The sequence below is a fragment of the Pseudomonas sp. BO3-4 genome, from assembly GCF_034044115.1.
Classification (GTDB): Bacteria; Pseudomonadota; Gammaproteobacteria; order Pseudomonadales; family Pseudomonadaceae; genus Aquipseudomonas; species Aquipseudomonas alloputida.
This window is the reverse complement of record NZ_CP139018.1, coordinates 4,913,119-4,929,395: the sequence shown is the minus strand read 5'-3', so window position 1 is coordinate 4,929,395 and position 16,277 is coordinate 4,913,119. Positions and strand designations below refer to the sequence as shown.

The following is a 16,277-nucleotide window of genomic DNA, read 5'->3' as shown; positions in this document are numbered from 1 at the left end:
TCATATACTCGGCCTGCCACTTGCAGGATATTTCGGCAAGCGGCGTTGGCACGGGGCAGGTGACCTCATGCCTGCAAGGCGATCTTCACAATAAAAATCCGGAGTAGTTCAGATGTCGTCTCGTGAGACTGGGAATGTAAAGTGGTTCAACGATGCCAAGGGTTATGGCTTCATTCAGCGCGAAGGTGGTGCGGATGTGTTCGTCCACTATCGGGCGATCCGCGGTGAGGGGCATCGTACCCTGGTCGAAGGGCAGCGGGTGGAGTACGCCTGCGTGCAGGGCCAGAAAGGCCTGCAAGCCGAAGACGTAGTGGGCCTCTGAGCCTCTGGTTTCAAGCCGTAGGAGCGGGCTTGCCCGCGAAGCAGCCACCACGGTGGCTGCCACGGGCATAGCCCGTGTTCGCGGGTAAACCCGCTCCTACAGAAACGAGCAAGGCTGCCGTTTCATGATGTACGCCAGGTGATTTCCTCTTCACCGTCGGCGCTGATGCGGACCCAGCGGTCGGCATCTTCTTCCCCGTCTTCCTCGACCCAGCCACCCGGCGCGCAGCGCACTTCCACACCCAGCGCGGCAAATGCGGCGCGGGCGCAGGCAACGTCGTCGGCCCACGGCGTCTGGTCGCTTTCCAGGTACAGGCTGTTCCATTTCCCTACAGCCTTGGGTAACCAAGTGACCGGAATGTTACCGGCCTGGCATTTGAAGGTTTGGCCTTTCTGCTTCCACTCGGTGCACGGGCCGATTGCCTGGGCGAGCCACTCGGCAATCTGCTTGTGGTCGACGTCGGCGTCCTTCAGGTAGATCTCGATATCAGGTTGACGCATAAGGGCTCCGGGTGTGCTCAGTCTTGGCGCACGAAATAGTCATAACGCATGGAAACCGTGACCTCGAACGGCTCGGGCTGGTCGATCACCCGGGCACGTTTTTCGGCGCTGGCGCGCCAGCCGTGTGGGGTCATGGCCAGCAGATCGGCGCGGGCCTTGGGCGCGGCCAGGCTCAGGCGGAACTCGAGGGTTTCGCTGTGTGCATGGGCCATGCCTTCAGGGACCAGGGCCAGGTGCTTGTCGTCGGCGTAAGGGCGTACTTCATCGTAGAGCACTTCACGCAGTTCCATCAGGTGGCCGCTGGTGGGGCCGACCCGCATCAGGCCGCCGCCGGGGCTGAGCAAACGCTTGGCCTCGGCCCAGTCCAGCGGGCTGAAAACGCTGGCGATGAACTGGCAGCTGGCGTCGGTCAGCGGCACGCGGGCCATGCTGGCGACCATCCAGGTGACCGCCGGTGCCCGGCGGCAGGCGCGCTTGACCGCTTCGCGGGAGATGTCCAGCGCATAGCCGTCGGCGGCCGGCAAGGCCTGGGCGATCTGTGCGGTGTAGTAACCCTCGCCGCAGCCGATGTCCAGCCAGGCGCCAGGCTGGCGCTCGGCGGCCAGCTCGGCCAGGCGGCGGGCGACTGGCGCGTAATGGCCGGCGTCGAGAAAGTCGCGGCGTGCCTCGACCATCGCCTGGTTGTCACCGGGGTCGCGGCTGTTCTTGTGCTGCACCGGCAGCAGGTTCAGGTAACCCTGGCGGGCGCGGTCGAAGCGGTGGCCGGCCGGGCACACCACACCATTGTCGAGCCGGCTCAGCGGCGCCTGGCAAAGCGGGCAGGCAAGCATCAGGCGAGCAACCGGACCAGGGTCTGGTAGTAGATTTCGGTCAGCAGATCGAGGTCGCTGGCCAGGATCCGCTCGTCAACCTGGTGGATGGTGGCGTTGACCGGGCCGAGTTCGACCACCTGGGTGCCCATGGTTGCGATGAAGCGGCCATCGGAAGTGCCGCCGCTGGTGGAGGGCTGGGTATCGCGACCGGTGACGCCCTTGATGCTGGCCGCCACGGCGTCGAGCAGCTCGCCTGGTTCGGTCAGGAACGGCAGGCCCGACAGTGCCCAGTCGACCGACCAGTCCAGTTCATGCTTGTCGAGAATCGCCGACACTCGGGCCTGCAGGCCTTCGACGGTGGACTCGGTAGAGAAGCGGAAGTTGAACAGCGCGGTCAGCTCGCCCGGGACCACGTTGGTGGCGCCGGTGCCGGAATTGAGGTTGGAGATCTGGAAGCTGGTTGGCGGGAAGAACGCATTGCCTTCGTCCCAGTGCTCGGCAGCCAGTTCCGCCAGGGCCGGGGCGGCCAGGTGGATCGGGTTGCGCGCCAGGTGCGGGTAGGCCACATGGCCCTGTTTGCCGCGTATGGTCAGCTTGGCGCCCAGCGAACCGCGGCGACCGTTCTTGACCACGTCACCCAGCAAGGTGGTGCTGGACGGTTCGCCGACGATGCACCAGTCCAGGCGCTCGTTGCGCGCTTTCAGGCGCTCGACCACCGCTTTGGTGCCGTGGTGGGCGGGGCCTTCCTCGTCGCTGGTGATCAGAAACGCGACCTTGCCGCGGTGGTTCGGGTAGTCCTGCACGAAGCGCTCGCTGGCGATGACCATGGATGCCAGGCTGCCCTTCATGTCGGCGGCGCCACGGCCGCAGAGCATGCCGTCGGCGTCGATCAGTGCCTCGAAGGGTTCATGCTGCCATTGCTGGACCGGGCCGGTAGGCACCACGTCGGTGTGGCCGGCAAAACACAGTACCGGGCCGTCCTGGCTGCCGTGGGTGGCCCAGAAGTTGTCGACGTCTTCAATGCGCATCGGCTCCAGCTGGAAACCGACGGCGCCCAGACGGTTCATCATCTGCGCCTGGCAATCGGCGTCGACGGGGGTGACCGAGGGGCGACGGATCAGGTCGCAGGCCAGTTGAAGGGTAGGCGAGAGCTCGGCAGGGGCCGTCATGGGGGACTCCGGGGCAAGGCGGGGAAATCTGAGGGGCGTTATCTTATATCAAATGGTTTCGGGCAGCACGGCCCATTCGCGGGCACGCCCGCTCCATCAGGTACCGCACAGCTCTGAATGCCTGTGCCAGGCCTGTGGGAGCGGGCGTGCCCGCGAATGGGCTGCACAGGTCAGCCCCGGCAATCTCAAGCCTGCTGCGCTTGGGCAGCCTTTTCTGCGGGCTTGGGCAGCGACGACAGAAACGCCATCACCAGCGCTGCCACATAAGGCAACGACTGCACCAGCAACATTGCCACCCAGAAGCGCATGTCCGAACTCGGCAGCCCCTGAACCAGGTAGATGCCCAGCGCCGCGCCCCACAGCAGCAACATGATGAACAGCTCTTCACGGGCTTCGGAAATCGCCACCAGCAACCCATGGCTGTCAGCGTTCTTCGGCGTGCGGAAGAACGGCATGCTGCTGGTGAAGAAACCATACAGTACCGCCTTGGCGATGGTGTGCGACAGCGCCAGCCCGGCCAGCGCAGCTGCGAAGGCATCCTTGAGGTTCACCCCCACCGCTCGGCGGTACAGGAAGATGATCTTGCCGACCTTGAAGAAGAACAGCGCCAGCGGCGGGATGGCGAAGATCATCAGGGGCGGATCGACCCGATGCGGCACGATGATCATCGCCGCCGACCACAACAGCGCGCCGATGGTGAAGAAGATATTCATGCCATCGGCGATCCACGGTAGCCAGCCGGCCAGGAAGTGGTAGCGCTGGCCACGGGTCAGCTGGCTGCCTTTGCCGCGCAGCAGCGCGCCGGCGTGGTGCTTGATGATCTGGATGGCGCCGTAGGCCCAGCGGAAGCGTTGTTTCTTGAAGTCGATGAAGGTGTCGGGCATCAGGCCCTTGCCGTAGCTGTTGTGGGCGTAGGCGGCGGACAGGCCTTTCTCGAACACACGTAGGCCCAGTTCGGCGTCCTCGCAGATGCACCACTCGGCCCAGCCCAGTTCTTCCAGCACACTGCGCCGGGTCATGGTCATGGTGCCGTGCTGGATGATCGCGTCACGGTCGTTGCGGGTAACCATACCGATGTGGAAGAAGCCTTTGTATTCGCTGTAGCACAGCTTCTTGAAGGCGCTTTCGTGCTGGTCACGGTAATCCTGCGGTGACTGCACCACGGCAATTTTCGGGTCGGCGAAGTGCGGCACCATGTGCTTGAGCCAGTTGCGGTCGACGCAGTAGTCCGAGTCGATCACCGCGATCACTTCGGCGTCCTTTGCCGTGTGCGGGATCAGGTAATTCAGCGCGCCACCCTTGAAGCCGGCCAGCGGCGCGACGTGGAAGAACTTGAAGCGCTCGCCAAGCTTTTCGCAGTGGGCCTTGAGCGGCTCCCACACGGCCGGGTCCTTGGTGTTGTTGTCGATCACCAGCACTTCGTAGTCGGGGTAGTCCAGGGCGGCCAGGGCGTCCAGGGTCTGTTTCACCATCTCAGGTGGCTCGTTGTAGCACGGCACATGCACCGACACCTTGGGCCGGTAGGCACTGTCGGCCTGCACGGGCAGGAACTCGCGGCGGCGCTTGTGTATCCAGACCGCCTCGGCCAGTTCGTGGGCCTCGGTGAGCAGCACGATGAACACGCCCAGCGCGCCGAGGGCCAGCAGCACGCCCACGGTAAGGCTGAACCAGGTGCTGTATTGCTGGCTGTAGTCGTAGGCGATCCACACCAGTACCGACCCGCACAGGAAGGTGATGAACGTCAGGAAGGTACGGCCACGCTGGCGCAGGGCCGAGCCATCGATGAACAGCACCATCAGGGCGATCATTGCCAGCACCACCGACGCCACTGCCAGGGCCCGCCACTGCGGGATCGCCACCACGGGGCCGTCGAAGTTGAACTTCTGCTGGCGCTCGGCGTTGTAGACACCCCAGTAGGCGCCTACCGAACCTTCGTCGCTGGCCTTCCAGGGTTGGTCATAGGCTTCAATGACAAAGTAGTTGTAGCCACGGCGGTTGAGGGTGTTGACCAGGGTGCGCAAGTAGATGGCCTGGTCGGCCTGTGTGGCATCGGCACCACCGCGCATGCGGCCGTTGCTCGGCCAGCCGACTTCCGACAGCAGCAGCGGTTTGCGCGGGAACTGGTGCTTCAGTTCACGGGCGCGCTCGAGGACGAACTCGACCGAATCCTTCATCGGCACGAACTCCCAGTAGGGCAGGATGTGCGCGGCAATCAGGTCGACGTGCCTGGCCAGCTCAGGATGTTCCTTCCAGATGTGCCATTGTTCACTGGTGGTCACGGGCACCTTCACGGCTGCGCGTACCCGGTCCAGGTATTTGATCAGGTTTTCCGGTGTGACCTCTTCACGGAACAGCGCCTCGTTGCCGACCACCACCCGCACCACGCTGCGCGACGTGTTGGCCAGCTGGATGGCCGTGGCGATTTCGCGCTCGTTGCGCTCCAGGTCCGGGCTGATCCATATCCCCAGCGTCACCCGCAGGCCGAACTCCTCGGCCAGGCGCGGGACGTCGGCCTGGGTGCCTTCCACGGTATAGATACGGATGCTGTCGGTCAGTTTGCTCAGTTGCTCCAGGTCCTGGCGCATTTCGTCGTCAGTGGGGTACTGACCCTTCTGTGGGCTTTCGCCCAGGCGGAACGGCGAATACGAAAAGCCAGAGATCTGTTCTGGCCAGGCGGGGGCGGAGACCGGGCGGTTGATCAGTGCCCAGAACCCGGTGAACAGTGCGGCGATGGCCAGCACCACTACCAGGTTCAGGCCGAATTTACGTGAAGACATCGTCGTCCATTCATGTCGAAGTGATAGGACATTAAAGCAGGGTTGGCAGTCTCTTTCCTAACGATGCAGGCCAAGGGCTCACTGGCATATAATGCGCGCCGGTTTTTTGGGGTATGAACATGAGCACAGAAGATCCACGCTTTGCCGGCGTTGCCCGGTTGTATGGCGACCAGGGGCTGCAACGTCTGGGCCAGGCCCATGTGGCTGTGGTCGGTATTGGCGGGGTGGGCTCGTGGGTGGCCGAAGCACTGGCACGCAGCGGCGTGGGCGAGATCACCCTGTTCGACCTGGACGATGTCTGCGTCAGTAACACCAACCGCCAGGCCCATGCGCTGGAAGGGCAGGTGGGGCGGCCCAAGGTCGAGGTCATGGCCGAGCGCCTGCGGGCGATCAACCCGGGGTGTACGGTGCATGCGGTGGCCGACTTCGTCACCCGCGAGACCATGGCCGAGTACATCACCGAGCACCTCGACTGCGTGATCGACTGCATCGACAGCGTCATGGCCAAGGCGGCGCTGATCGCCTGGTGTCGGCGGCGCAAGATTGCCATTGTCACTACCGGTGGCGCGGGTGGGCAGATCGACCCGACGCAGATCCAGATCGCCGACCTGAACAAGACCTTCAATGACCCATTGGCTTCGCGGGTGCGTTCCACCCTGCGCCGCGACTACAACTTCTCGCGTAATGTCAGCCGCAACTATGGCGTGCCGTGCGTGTTCTCCAGTGAACAACTGCGTTACCCCAAGGGGGATGGCAGCGTTTGCCTGCAGAAAAGCTTCGTGGGTGAGGGCGTGCGCCTGGACTGCTCGGGTGGCTTTGGTGCAGTGATGATGGTGACTGCGACCTTTGGCATGGTAGCGGCGAGCAAGGCGATAGAAAAACTGGTGGCTGGAGCGCGCCGGCCGTCGGAACGGGTCAAGCCTGAATAGACCGCGTGGGCGTCTTCGCGGGCCCGCCCGCTACAGGTATTGCATCTCTTCCAAGCATGATGCCGTACCTGTGGGAGCGGGCAGGCCCGCGAAGCAACCAGCGCCGATTCAGCGGTTGGACGCCAACTCCGCCATCCGCTGCAACACCGCATGCAGCCCATTGCTGCGCGACGGCGACAATTGGCGCTCCAGCCCGAGCTGGGTAAACCACTCGCGCAGATCAATCCCGGCCAGCTCCTCACTGGCCAGTCCCTGCACCCGCACCAGCAACAGCGCCAGCAGCCCACGCAACAAGCGGGCATCGCTGCTGGCCTTGAACCGCCACACGCCCTCGATCTGCTCGGCCACCAGCCACACCAGGCTCTCGCAGCCATGCACCCGGTTGGCCTCGGTCTTTTCGGCGTCTGCAAGCGGCTCCAGGCGGTCACCCCACTGCATCAACAGCCGCGCACGCTGTTCCCAGCCTTTGCCCTGTTGAAACGCTTCCAGCGCTTGGTGCGCCTGTTCCGGCAGGCTCATCGCAACAGCTCCAGGCCTTGGTCCAGCGCGTCGAAGAAACGCTGCACGTCATCGCTGTCGTTGTACAAACCCAGCGATACCCGTATCGCGCCCTCCAGCCCCAGCCCCTTCAGCAGTGGCATGGCACAGTGGTGACCGGCACGCACGGCAATGCCCTGTTCAGTCAGCAGGTGAGCGATATCGGCGTTGTGCACGCCCTCGATGACGAAACTGGCCAGGGCCGTCTGCGGTGTGCCCAACACCCGCACGCCCTCGCGATCGCCCAAGCCACGCAGCAGGTGCTGGTGCAGGCTGGCTTCATGCGCTGCGACCGCATGGGCATCGAGGCTGGCCAGGTAGTCCAGCGTTGCACCCAGGCCGATCACCCCGGCAATCGGCGGCGTACCCGCTTCGAAGCCCAGGGGCGCGGGACGGAAGCTGGCGCTGTGGTACTCGGCCAGCTGCACCATCTCGCCACCGAACTGCCAGTGGCGTAACAGCTCCAGGGCCTGGGCGCGGCCATAGAGCACGCCGACGCCGTCCGGACCGTACAGCTTGTGGCTGGAAAATACATAGAAGTCGCAGCCCAGTTGCTGCATGTCCTGGCGACCATGCACCACGCCCTGGGCACCATCAACCACCGTCAGCGCGCCCTGGGCGCGGGCATGGGCCAGCAGCGCTGGCAGCGGTTGCCAGGTACCCAGCACGTTGGACAGCTGGCTGATGGCGAGCACTCGGGTGCGCGGGCCGATCAGTTGCAGTGCCTGGTCCTGGTCGATACGACCCTGGGCGTCCAGTGGCAGCACCACCAGGCGCAGGTTGCGTCGGTGCGCCAGCTGTTGCCAGGGCAGCAGGTTGGCATGATGCTCCAGGGCACTGACGGCAATTTCGTCACCGGCTTCGAGGCGGCGCTCCAGGCCATAGGCCAGCAGGTTCAGTGCCGAGGTGGCGCCGTGGGTGAACACGATCTGCCGCGAGTCTGCGGCATTGAGCCAGGTGGCGACCTTGTCGCGGCTGGTTTCGAAGGCCTGGGTCGCCAGCGCACCTGGCAAATGCTGGGCACGGTGCACGTTGGCCGCGCCATGGCCGTAGTAATGGCTCAGGGCATCGAGCAAGGCTTGCGGCTTCTGGGTGGTGGCGGCGCTGTCCAGATAGGTCTGGTGCTGCCGTTGCAGGGCGGCGATGGCGGGGAAGTCGGCACGCCAGGGAGAGGGCTGGAACATGTTTGCGAGGCCTGGAATGAAAATCGGGTCTGGTGCATTGGCGCCAGACCCGATCTTAACACCTCAAACCCGGCAGGGTTCTCAGTTGTGAGCGTGCAGCGCTTCGTTCAGCTCGATGGCCGACTTGTGGGTCTTGCACTCTACCGCGCCGTTCAGCGAGTTGCGGCGGAACAGCAGGTCGGTCTGGCCGGCCAGGTCGCGGGCCTTGACCACTTTGACCAGTTCGTTGTTCTCGTCCAGCAGGTTCACCTTGGTGCCCGCGGTGATGTACAGGCCGGCTTCGACGGTGTTGCGGTCGCCCAACGGAATACCGATACCGGCGTTGGCGCCGATCAGGCAGCCCTCGCCGACTTTGATGACGATGTTGCCGCCACCGGACAGGGTGCCCATGGTCGAGCAGCCGCCGCCCAGGTCCGAGCCCTTGCCGACGAATACGCCAGCGGAAACGCGGCCTTCGATCATGCCCGGGCCTTCGGTGCCCGCGTTAAAGTTGACGAAGCCTTCGTGCATGATGGTGGTGCCTTCGCCAATGTAGGCGCCCAGGCGCACACGGGCGGTGTCGGCGATACGCACGCCGGCCGGGACCACGTAGTCGGTCATTTTCGGGAACTTGTCCACCGAGAACACTTCCAGCAGCTCGCCCTTCAGGCGTGCTTCCAGTTGCAGCTCGGCCAGTTCGCCCAGGTCGACCGCGCCCTGGTTGGTCCAGGCCACGTTCGGCAGCAGCGGGAAGATACCGGCCAGGCTTACGCCATGCGGCTTGACCAGGCGGTGCGACAGCAGGTGCAGCTTGAGGTAGGCCTCTGGGGTCGAGCTCAGGGCAGCGTCTTCGGCCAGCAGGGTGGCGACCAGCGGCTTGTGGCTCTCTGCCAGGCGGGTCAGCAGGGCGGCCTGGGCAGCGTCCACGCCCTTCAGGGCTTCGGCCAGTTGTGCGGCCTGGGCGTTGCTGAAGGCGATGGCCTGGTTGCCACCTTCGTAACCGAGAACAGGGGCTACTGCAGCAACCAGTTCGGCGCTCGGGTTGAGCAGCGGTTGTGCGTAGAACACTTCCAGCCAGGCGCCCTGGCGGTTCTGGGAGCCGACACCGAAGGCCAGGCTGAACAGGGTATTGGACATGTGATTACCTCGTGCGAAATAGGGTAGGGGCTCAGGCCAGGGCAGCGGCGTACAGGTCGGGCTTGAAGCCAACCAGGGTACGCGCGCCAAGGTCGAGCACCGGGCGTTTGATCATCGACGGCTGGGCCAGCATCAGCTCGACGGCCTTGGCCTGGTCGAGGTCTGCCTTGCTGGCGTCGTCCAGCTTGCGGAAGGTGGTGCCGGCACGGTTGAGGATGACTTCCCAGCCGTGTTCGTCGCACCAGCGGTTCAGGCTGTCGCGGTCGATGCCTTGGGTTTTGTAATCGTGGAATTCGTAGGCGATGGCTTTGTCTTCGAGCCAGGTACGCGCCTTTTTCATGGTGTCACAGGCTTTGATGCCGTAGAGCGTGTAGGTCATTGTGTACATTGGGGATACAGGTTGCCCCAATCTCTCCGTTTTTCGATGTCAGTCGCGGGATTATGCGGGAACGAGACTGGGAGCGCCACGGGTGTGCAAGTCTTGGGGGTTGGTGGGGCGTGGTTAGGTCTGCCTTGAGTCTTGTAGCGCGTTTGAGATCGAACGCCGCCTGGTTCCTGGCTTAAGAGATTCAGCGCCTGTGAGAACGAGCGCCGCCAGGTTCCGGCTTAAGATATTCAGCGCCTGTGAGAACGAGCGCCGCCAGGTTCCCGGCTTAAGAGATTCAGCGCCTGTGAGATCGAGCGCCGCCCGCGCGGCGCTCGTTCTCGCAGGCGCTGAATCTTTTAAGCCGGAACCTGGCGGCGCTCGATCTTGGCGCACGCCTCGATATCGCGTCGTACAAACAAGGCGGTCGCGCGGGTCTGGCACAGGCGATACTGGCCCGAAACAAACGTAGGAGCGGGTTTACCCGCGAAGCGCCGCGCGGGCGGCGCTCGATCTCGCAGGCGCTGAATCTCTTAAGCCGGGAACCTGGCGGCGCTCGATCTCTTGGCGCACGCCTCGATATCGCGTCGTACAAACAAGGCGGTCGCGCGGGTCTGGCACAGGCGATACTGGCCCGAAACAAACGTAGGAGCGGGTTTACCCGCGAAGCGCCGCGCGGGCGGCGCTCGATCTCGCAGGCGCTACAAGACTCAAGGCAGGCCCTACCATCAAACCTAAGTATCATCATGTTACATATTCAACCGCCACCTGCGACTATCGTGCAGCGGCCCCAGCTCGCCGATCGCCGCTAACATATTGTTTCAATGGCGATGTTTCGCCCCGTTGTCGTTTCTGGTTCACAAAGGAAGCCTTACCGGATGCAGTCCGCCTACACCGTCCTCATCCTGCTGACCCTGGTCAGCCTGTCGAAGCTGGTCGGCCGTGTGATCCCGCTGCCATTGCCGCTGGTACAGATTGCCGCCGGTGCCTTGCTGGCGTGGCCGACGCTGGGCCTGCATGTAGCCCTTGACCCCGAATTGTTCCTGTTCCTGTTCCTGCCTCCGCTGCTGTTCGCCGACGGCTGGCGCATCCCCAAGCGTGAGTTATGGCGCATTCGTGGCCCGGTAGTGGCGCTGGCCGTGGGGCTGGTGTTGTTCACCGTGGTCGGCGCCGGTTACTTCATCCACTGGTTGCTGCCGAGCATCCCGTTGCCGGTGGCCTTCGCCCTGGCCGCAGTGCTTTCGCCGACCGACGCCGTGGCCGTTTCGGCCATTACCCAGGACCGCCTGCCCACTCCCCTGATGCACATGCTGCAGGGCGAGGCGCTGATGAACGACGCGTCGGGCCTGGTAACCTTCAAGTTCGCCTTGGCGGCGGCGATCACCGGGGTGTTTTCGTTGGCTGACGCCAGCTTCAGCTTCGTGTTGGTCGCACTGGGCGGCCTTGCGGTGGGCGTGGTACTGAGCTGGTTGATCGGTCGCCTGCGCATGTGGATGATCACCCGGGGCTGGGACGATCCGGCTACCCATGTGGTGTTCATGTTGCTGCTGCCGTTCGCAGCCTACGTGCTGGCCGAGCGCCTGGGCGTTTCGGGTATTCTCTCGGCAGTGGCGGCCGGCATGATGCAGAGCTGGCTCGACCTGCTGCCGCGTCAGACCAGTACCCGCCTGCTCAACCGCAGTGTCTGGTCGTTGCTGGAGTTTGCCTTCAATGGCCTGATCTTCCTGTTGTTGGGCTTGCAGTTGCCAGACATCATCAAGGCTGTGGTCAGCCACGAAGCGACCCTCTGGCCGACATTGGCCTACCGCTGCCTGGACGTGGTGGCGATCTTTGCCGCACTGATTGTGTTGCGGTTCATCTGGGTCCAGAGTATCTGGCGCTCGATCGGCGTGGTCCGTCGCTGGCGCGGCAAGCCGGCACTGGTGCTGATGCCTACGGCGCGTTCCTGCTGGTTGCTGACCTTGGGGGGGGTGCGCGGCGCTGTCACCCTGGCGGGTGTCATGTCGATCCCGTTGCTGATAGGGGCTGGCACCGCTTTCCCGGAGCGTGATCTGCTTATCTTCATTGCTGCGGGGGTAATCCTGCTGTCGTTGATCAGCGCCTGCATCGCGCTGCCGATATTACTGCGCGGGGTGACCAAGAGCCCGGACGAGCGCTTGCACCAGGAAGTGCAGGAAGCCTGGCGGCGCACGGCCGAGGCGGCGATTCATGCCTTGGAGGCAGAAGAGGTGATCGACAGCAACGCCCCGCAGGATGCTGCGCAGGCAACGTTGGCGACCGAGTTGAAGGCGCGCTTGATGGCTGAATACCGGGATGAGCTGGAAAGCTACGACGACAGTGCTGAAGCCAAGGCCCTGGCCGCACAGATGGACTTGCTGGAGCGGCGTTTACGCTTGCGTGCCCTGAGGGCGCAGCGGCTGGAATTGTATAACCTGCATCGTCAGCACCTGGTGGGGGATGAGGTGGTGCGGCAAGTACTGGGTGAGCTGGATATGAGTGAGGCGAACCTGGGGCAGGTCAAGTAGACCCTATCAAGGCCCTTCGCGGGCACGCCCGCTCCCACAGGTACTGCGCTGCGCTTGAAATCAGCGCAGTACCTGTGGGAGCGGGCGTGCCCGCGAAGGGGTTGATCAGCTGTTTTGCAGGAAGGCGCGAATCCGCTCGGCCGCCTCGATGCATTCGGCCAGCGGTGCAACCAGTGCCATGCGCACGCGCCCGGCACCCGGGTTCACCCCATCTACTTCACGCGACAGGTACGACCCCGGCACCACGGTCACATGCTGGGCTTCGAACAGGTCGCGGGTGAACTCGGCATCGTCGCCCGGTACCTTGGCCCACAGGTAGAAACTGCCGTCCGGGCGTTGCACGTCCAGTACCGGCTGCAGAATATCCAGCACGGCATCGTACTTGGCTCGGTATTGGTCGCGGTTCGCGCGTACATGCGCCTCGTCCTGCCAGGCAGCGATGCTGGCCAGCTGGGTTTGCACCGGCATCGCGCAGCCGTGGTAGGTGCGGTACAGCAGAAACGGCTTGATGATCTGGGCATCGCCCGCGACGAAGCCCGAGCGCAGCCCAGGCAGGTTGGAGCGCTTGGACAGGCTGTGGAACACCACGCAGCGCGCAAAATCGCTGCGGCCAAGCTCGGCGCATGCCGACAGCAGGCCTGGCGGTGGCGCGTCCTCGTCGAAGTACAGCTCGCTGTAGCACTCGTCGGCGGCGATCACGAAGTCGTGTTCGTCAGCCAGGGCAATCAGCTTCTTCAGGGTGTTCATTGGCACCAGCGCACCGGTAGGGTTGCCCGGCGAGCACAGGAACAGGATCTGGCAACGCTTCCACACCTCGGCCGGTACGGCGTCGAAGTCCGGGTTGAAACCGTTGTTTTCCAGGCACGGCAGGTAGTGCGGGGTGGCACCGGCCAGCAGCGCTGCGCCTTCGTAGATCTGGTAGAACGGGTTGGGGCTGATCACCAGGCCGTCATCGGCGCGGTTGACCACGGCCTGGGTGAAAGCGAACAGCGCTTCACGGGTGCCGTTGACCGGGAGGATGTGGCGGTCGGCGTCCAGCCAGCCGGCGGGCACGCCAAAGCGTCGTTCGCACCACTGGCCGATGGCCTGGCGCAGGGCTGGCAAACCAAGGGTGCTGGGGTAAACCGCCAGCTTGTCGAGGTTGTCGGCCATGGCCTGGGCAACGAACGCCGGCGATTCGTGCTTCGGCTCACCGATCGACAGGGCGATGGCGCGTTTGTCCGCCGCAGGCTTCACGCTGCCCAGCAGGGCGCGAAGCTTTTCGAACGGATAGGGCTGAAGCTGGGTCAAGGCATGGTTCATCGGCGCAAGGTCTCGTCAATCGTCTAATCGTTAAAAGGTCACGCGGGTCTGGCTGGTGTCGCCACCTTGGCCGGCCTGCAGTTGCTGCACGATGGCTTCCTGCAGGCGGCTGCACAGCTGCGGGTCTGACAGCGGCTGGTTGTCGGCATCGGTAATGAAGAACACGTCTTCTACCCGCTCGCCGAGGGTGGCGATCTTGGCGTTTTGCAGTGACAGGTCGAACTCCAGGAAGATCCGCCCCAGCCGGGCCAGCAGGCCCGGGCGGTCTGGCGCGGTGATTTCGAGGATGGTCACCGGCCGCTGGGCATCGTTGAGGATGGTCACTTGCGGTGGGAAGTCGAAGTGCTTGAGCTGCCGCGGTACCCGGCGCTGGATGATGGTCGGGTAGTCCTCGGGGTTGCGCAGCGCTTCGGTCAGGCCATCGCGAATCTGCTTGACCCGCTGCGGGTTGTCGCCGATCGAGCCACCGTCGTTGTCCAGCACAATATAGGTGTCGAGGGTGAACTGGCTGCTCGACGTGATGATCCGTGCGTCGTGGATGTTCAGGTTCAACTGCGACATGGCCGCCACCGTCACGGCGAAGAAATCGTGCTGGTCGGGGGCATAGATGAAGATCTGCGTGCCGCCTTCGAACTCGCGCTGGGTGGTTTCCTTGATCAGCACCAGCGGCCCGCCATCGGCCGGTTGCTGCAGGATCGCATCCGTGTGCCAGGCCACGTCGGCGGCGGTGTGCTTGAGGAAATAGTCATCGCCCAGTTGCGCCCATAGCTGCTCGACGTCGTCCGGGTCGGTGCCCTCGCGCACCAGGATATCCAGCGCTGAAGACTGGGTCTGGCGAATCTGCTCTTCGCGGTCCAGCGGGTTTTCCAGGCCGCGGCGCAGGGCGCGCTTGGTTTCGGTGTACAGCTGGCGCAGCAGGCTGGCCCGCCACGAGTTCCACAGGCTGGGGTTGGTGGCGTTGATGTCGGCCACGGTCAGTACGTACAGGTAGTCAAGGCGCGTCTCGTCGCCCACGTGCAGGGCAAAGTCGTTGATCACCTGCGGGTCGGACAAGTCCTTGCGCTGAGCGGTGGTCGACATCACCAGGTGGTTCTGCACCAGCCAGACGATCAGGCGGCTGTCCCAGGCCGGCAACTGGTGCCGTTCGCAGAACTTCTGCGCGTCCACTGCACCGATTTCCGAGTGGTCGCCCTGGCGACCCTTGCCAATGTCGTGGTACAGGCCGGCCAGGTAGATCAGCTCGGGTTTGGGCAGGCGTCCCATGAGCTTGCTGGCCAGCGGGAATTTCTCGGACACCGGCGTGTATTGCAGCTTGCGCAGGTGCTTGATGAGGTTGAGGGTATGCGCGTCGACCGTATAGATGTGGAACAGGTCGTGCTGCATCTGCCCGACGATCAGGCCGAACTCTGGCAGGTAACGGCCGAGAATGCCGTAGCGGTTCATCCGGCGCAGGTTGCGGTGGATGCCGATTTCGCACTTGAACAGCTCGATGAACAGGCTGGTATTGCGGATGTCGGTGCGGAACGTGTCGTCGATCAGGTGGCGGTGTTCGCGCAGCAGGCGCACGGTATCGGCACGCACGCCCTTGATCTCGGGGTGTTGGGCCATCAGCACGAAGATTTCCAGCATGGCGAATGGCGTGCGCTTGAACACGTTCGGATGGGCGGCCTCGATGTAGCCGTCATGCAGGCGGAACCGCGCATTCAGCGGCTGGGTGCTGCCACTTTCCTCGTCGGCAAGGATAACCTCTTCGAAGTGCTGGATGATCAGGTCGCACAGCTGGCTGATGCTCATCACCACCCGGTAGTACTGCTGCATGAACTGTTCGATCGCCCGCTTGGGGTTTTCATCGCTGTAGCCCAGCAGCGTGGCGATGCTGCGCTGGTGGTCGAACAGCAGGCGGTCTTCGGCGCGTCCGGCCAGCATGTGCAGGGCATAACGGACTTTCCAGAGGAAGTCCTGGGACGAAGCCAGCAGTTCATTCTCGCTTTCCAGCAAGAAGCCTTCGCCGGCCAGTGCATGCAGGTTGAGCGTCCCGTACTGGCGGCGGGCCACCCAAAGGACCGTCTGGATGTCACGCAGGCCACCTGGCGAACCCTTGACGTTGGGTTCGAGGTTGTACTCCGTGTCGTTGTACTTGTGGTGGCGGGCCTTGAGTTCGGCGCGCTTGGCCAGGAAGAACTCCTTGCTCGGCCACATGTGCGCGGTGCTGGTGACTTCCAGCATGCGCTGACGCAAGGCCTCGGGGCCGGCGATGGTGCGGCTTTCCATCAGGTTGGTGATTACCGTCAGGTCGGCACGGGCCTGTTCGGCGCACTCGTCGACGGTGCGCACGCTCTGGCCGACTTCCAGGCCAATGTCCCACAGCAAGGTCAGAAAGCGCTCGATGGCGTCGCGGTACTGCTCGTGCTCGGCAGCGCCCAGCAGAATCAGCAGGTCGATGTCCGAGTGCGGGTGCAGTTCACCGCGCCCGTAGCCGCCCACCGCAACCAGGGCGATGCCGCTCTGGTCGCCCCAGTCGAACTGGTTCCACGCCTGTTGCAGGATATTGTCGACGAGCCAGGCGCGGGCCTCGATCAGCGGGCGGATGTCGCTGCCGGCGCTAAAACGTTTGTCGAGCACCTCGCCGGCCAGGCGGATGGCTTTCTTGAAGGCGGCGATGGGGCTCGCCTTGAGGGCCAGTTCCGCCTGGAACTGGCCACGGTCGAACAGCTCGGGATCCACCTGGGGCATCGCGTCA

Annotated in this window: 13 protein-coding genes; 3 read left to right on the top strand and 10 right to left on the bottom strand. The window is 64.0% G+C overall.

The features are described from left to right. Window positions 1-112: 112 nt before the first annotated feature. Window positions 113-322: a cold-shock protein gene (locus REH59_RS22635; RefSeq protein WP_003252255.1), complete on the top strand. Its 210-nt coding sequence runs from the start codon at window positions 113-115 to the stop codon at window positions 320-322. Between the two features lie 122 nt (window positions 323-444). On the opposite strand, the gene REH59_RS22630 is transcribed toward REH59_RS22635, so the two are convergent. The 4 genes from REH59_RS22630 to REH59_RS22615 form a co-directional block, all read right to left on the bottom strand. Further along, window positions 445-822: a hypothetical protein gene (locus REH59_RS22630; protein ID WP_003252257.1), complete on the bottom strand. Its 378-nt coding sequence runs from the start codon at window positions 820-822 to the stop codon at window positions 445-447. A 17-nt stretch (window positions 823-839) separates the two neighbouring features. After that, a complete protein-coding gene (locus REH59_RS22625) occupies window positions 840-1,652 on the bottom strand; it encodes a putative RNA methyltransferase (RefSeq protein WP_003252259.1) in 813 nt (270 codons plus the stop codon). Beyond that, window positions 1,652-2,803 carry a succinyl-diaminopimelate desuccinylase gene (dapE, locus tag REH59_RS22620; RefSeq protein ID WP_004574734.1) on the bottom strand — a complete coding sequence of 384 codons (1,152 nt, stop codon included), beginning with the start codon at window positions 2,801-2,803 and terminating at the stop codon, window positions 1,652-1,654. The genes REH59_RS22625 and dapE overlap by 1 nt, the downstream gene beginning before the upstream one ends. 185 nt (window positions 2,804-2,988) lie before the next feature. Further along, on the bottom strand, window positions 2,989-5,580 hold the full coding sequence (locus REH59_RS22615) for a glycosyltransferase (RefSeq protein ID WP_014861537.1): 2,592 nt from the start codon (window positions 5,578-5,580) through the stop codon (window positions 2,989-2,991). 119 nt (window positions 5,581-5,699) lie between these two features. On the opposite strand from REH59_RS22615, the gene tcdA reads away from it, so the two are divergent. Then, window positions 5,700-6,509: a tRNA cyclic N6-threonylcarbamoyladenosine(37) synthase TcdA gene (tcdA, locus tag REH59_RS22610; protein WP_003252264.1), complete on the top strand. Its 810-nt coding sequence runs from the start codon at window positions 5,700-5,702 to the stop codon at window positions 6,507-6,509. Between the two features lie 108 nt (window positions 6,510-6,617). Here tcdA and REH59_RS22605 read toward each other — a convergent pair whose 3' ends face one another. From REH59_RS22605 to REH59_RS22590, 4 genes are all read right to left on the bottom strand, one after another. Then, complete coding sequence (locus tag REH59_RS22605; RefSeq protein WP_003252266.1) at window positions 6,618-7,028, bottom strand: SufE family protein; 411 nt, start codon at window positions 7,026-7,028, stop codon at window positions 6,618-6,620. Further along, on the bottom strand, window positions 7,025-8,230 hold the full coding sequence (locus REH59_RS22600) for a cysteine desulfurase (protein ID WP_014861538.1): 1,206 nt from the start codon (window positions 8,228-8,230) through the stop codon (window positions 7,025-7,027). The genes REH59_RS22605 and REH59_RS22600 overlap by 4 nt, the downstream gene beginning before the upstream one ends. Before the next feature lie 81 nt (window positions 8,231-8,311). Further along, complete coding sequence (gene dapD, locus REH59_RS22595; RefSeq protein WP_004574732.1) at window positions 8,312-9,346, bottom strand: 2,3,4,5-tetrahydropyridine-2,6-dicarboxylate N-succinyltransferase; 1,035 nt, start codon at window positions 9,344-9,346, stop codon at window positions 8,312-8,314. A gap of 31 nt (window positions 9,347-9,377) precedes the next feature. Continuing rightward, window positions 9,378-9,725: an ArsC family reductase gene (locus tag REH59_RS22590; protein WP_003252272.1), complete on the bottom strand. Its 348-nt coding sequence runs from the start codon at window positions 9,723-9,725 to the stop codon at window positions 9,378-9,380. Window positions 9,726-10,588: 863 nt separating this feature from the next. Between REH59_RS22590 and REH59_RS22585 the strand changes: the two genes are divergently transcribed. After that, complete coding sequence (locus tag REH59_RS22585; protein ID WP_265536539.1) at window positions 10,589-12,235, top strand: Na+/H+ antiporter; 1,647 nt, start codon at window positions 10,589-10,591, stop codon at window positions 12,233-12,235. Window positions 12,236-12,340: 105 nt separating this feature from the next. Here the strand turns inward: REH59_RS22585 and dapC are convergent, their stop codons facing one another. Together dapC and REH59_RS22575 are read right to left on the bottom strand one after the other, a co-directional pair. After that, window positions 12,341-13,537, bottom strand: a complete 1,197-nt coding sequence (gene dapC, locus REH59_RS22580) for a succinyldiaminopimelate transaminase (RefSeq protein WP_012053545.1) — start codon at window positions 13,535-13,537, stop codon at window positions 12,341-12,343. A gap of 30 nt (window positions 13,538-13,567) precedes the next feature. Then, window positions 13,568-16,270 (bottom strand): [protein-PII] uridylyltransferase, encoded by a 2,703-nt coding sequence (locus REH59_RS22575; protein ID WP_320450357.1) that lies wholly within the window; start codon window positions 16,268-16,270, stop codon window positions 13,568-13,570. Between the last annotated feature and the right edge of the window lie 7 nt (window positions 16,271-16,277).

Excerpts from the sequence above, each read along its gene's own strand:
- REH59_RS22635 (WP_003252255.1), top strand. The coding sequence starts at position 113 with ATGTCGTCTCGTGAGACTGGGAATGTAAAGTGGTTCAACGATGCCAAG.
- tcdA (WP_003252264.1), top strand. The coding sequence starts at position 5,700 with ATGAGCACAGAAGATCCACGCTTTGCCGGCGTTGCCCGGTTGTATGGC.
- REH59_RS22590 (WP_003252272.1), bottom strand. The coding sequence starts at position 9,725 with ATGACCTACACGCTCTACGGCATCAAAGCCTGTGACACCATGAAAAAG.
- dapC (WP_012053545.1), bottom strand. The coding sequence starts at position 13,537 with ATGAACCATGCCTTGACCCAGCTTCAGCCCTATCCGTTCGAAAAGCTT.
- REH59_RS22575 (WP_320450357.1), bottom strand. The coding sequence starts at position 16,270 with ATGCCCCAGGTGGATCCCGAGCTGTTCGACCGTGGCCAGTTCCAGGCG.
- REH59_RS22605 (WP_003252266.1), bottom strand. The coding sequence starts at position 7,028 with ATGAGCCTGCCGGAACAGGCGCACCAAGCGCTGGAAGCGTTTCAACAG.
- dapE (WP_004574734.1), bottom strand. The coding sequence starts at position 2,803 with ATGACGGCCCCTGCCGAGCTCTCGCCTACCCTTCAACTGGCCTGCGAC.
- REH59_RS22600 (WP_014861538.1), bottom strand. The coding sequence starts at position 8,230 with ATGTTCCAGCCCTCTCCCTGGCGTGCCGACTTCCCCGCCATCGCCGCC.
- REH59_RS22630 (WP_003252257.1), bottom strand. The coding sequence starts at position 822 with ATGCGTCAACCTGATATCGAGATCTACCTGAAGGACGCCGACGTCGAC.
- REH59_RS22625 (WP_003252259.1), bottom strand. The coding sequence starts at position 1,652 with ATGCTTGCCTGCCCGCTTTGCCAGGCGCCGCTGAGCCGGCTCGACAAT.
- dapD (WP_004574732.1), bottom strand. The coding sequence starts at position 9,346 with ATGTCCAATACCCTGTTCAGCCTGGCCTTCGGTGTCGGCTCCCAGAAC.
- REH59_RS22615 (WP_014861537.1), bottom strand. The coding sequence starts at position 5,580 with ATGTCTTCACGTAAATTCGGCCTGAACCTGGTAGTGGTGCTGGCCATC.
- REH59_RS22585 (WP_265536539.1), top strand. The coding sequence starts at position 10,589 with ATGCAGTCCGCCTACACCGTCCTCATCCTGCTGACCCTGGTCAGCCTG.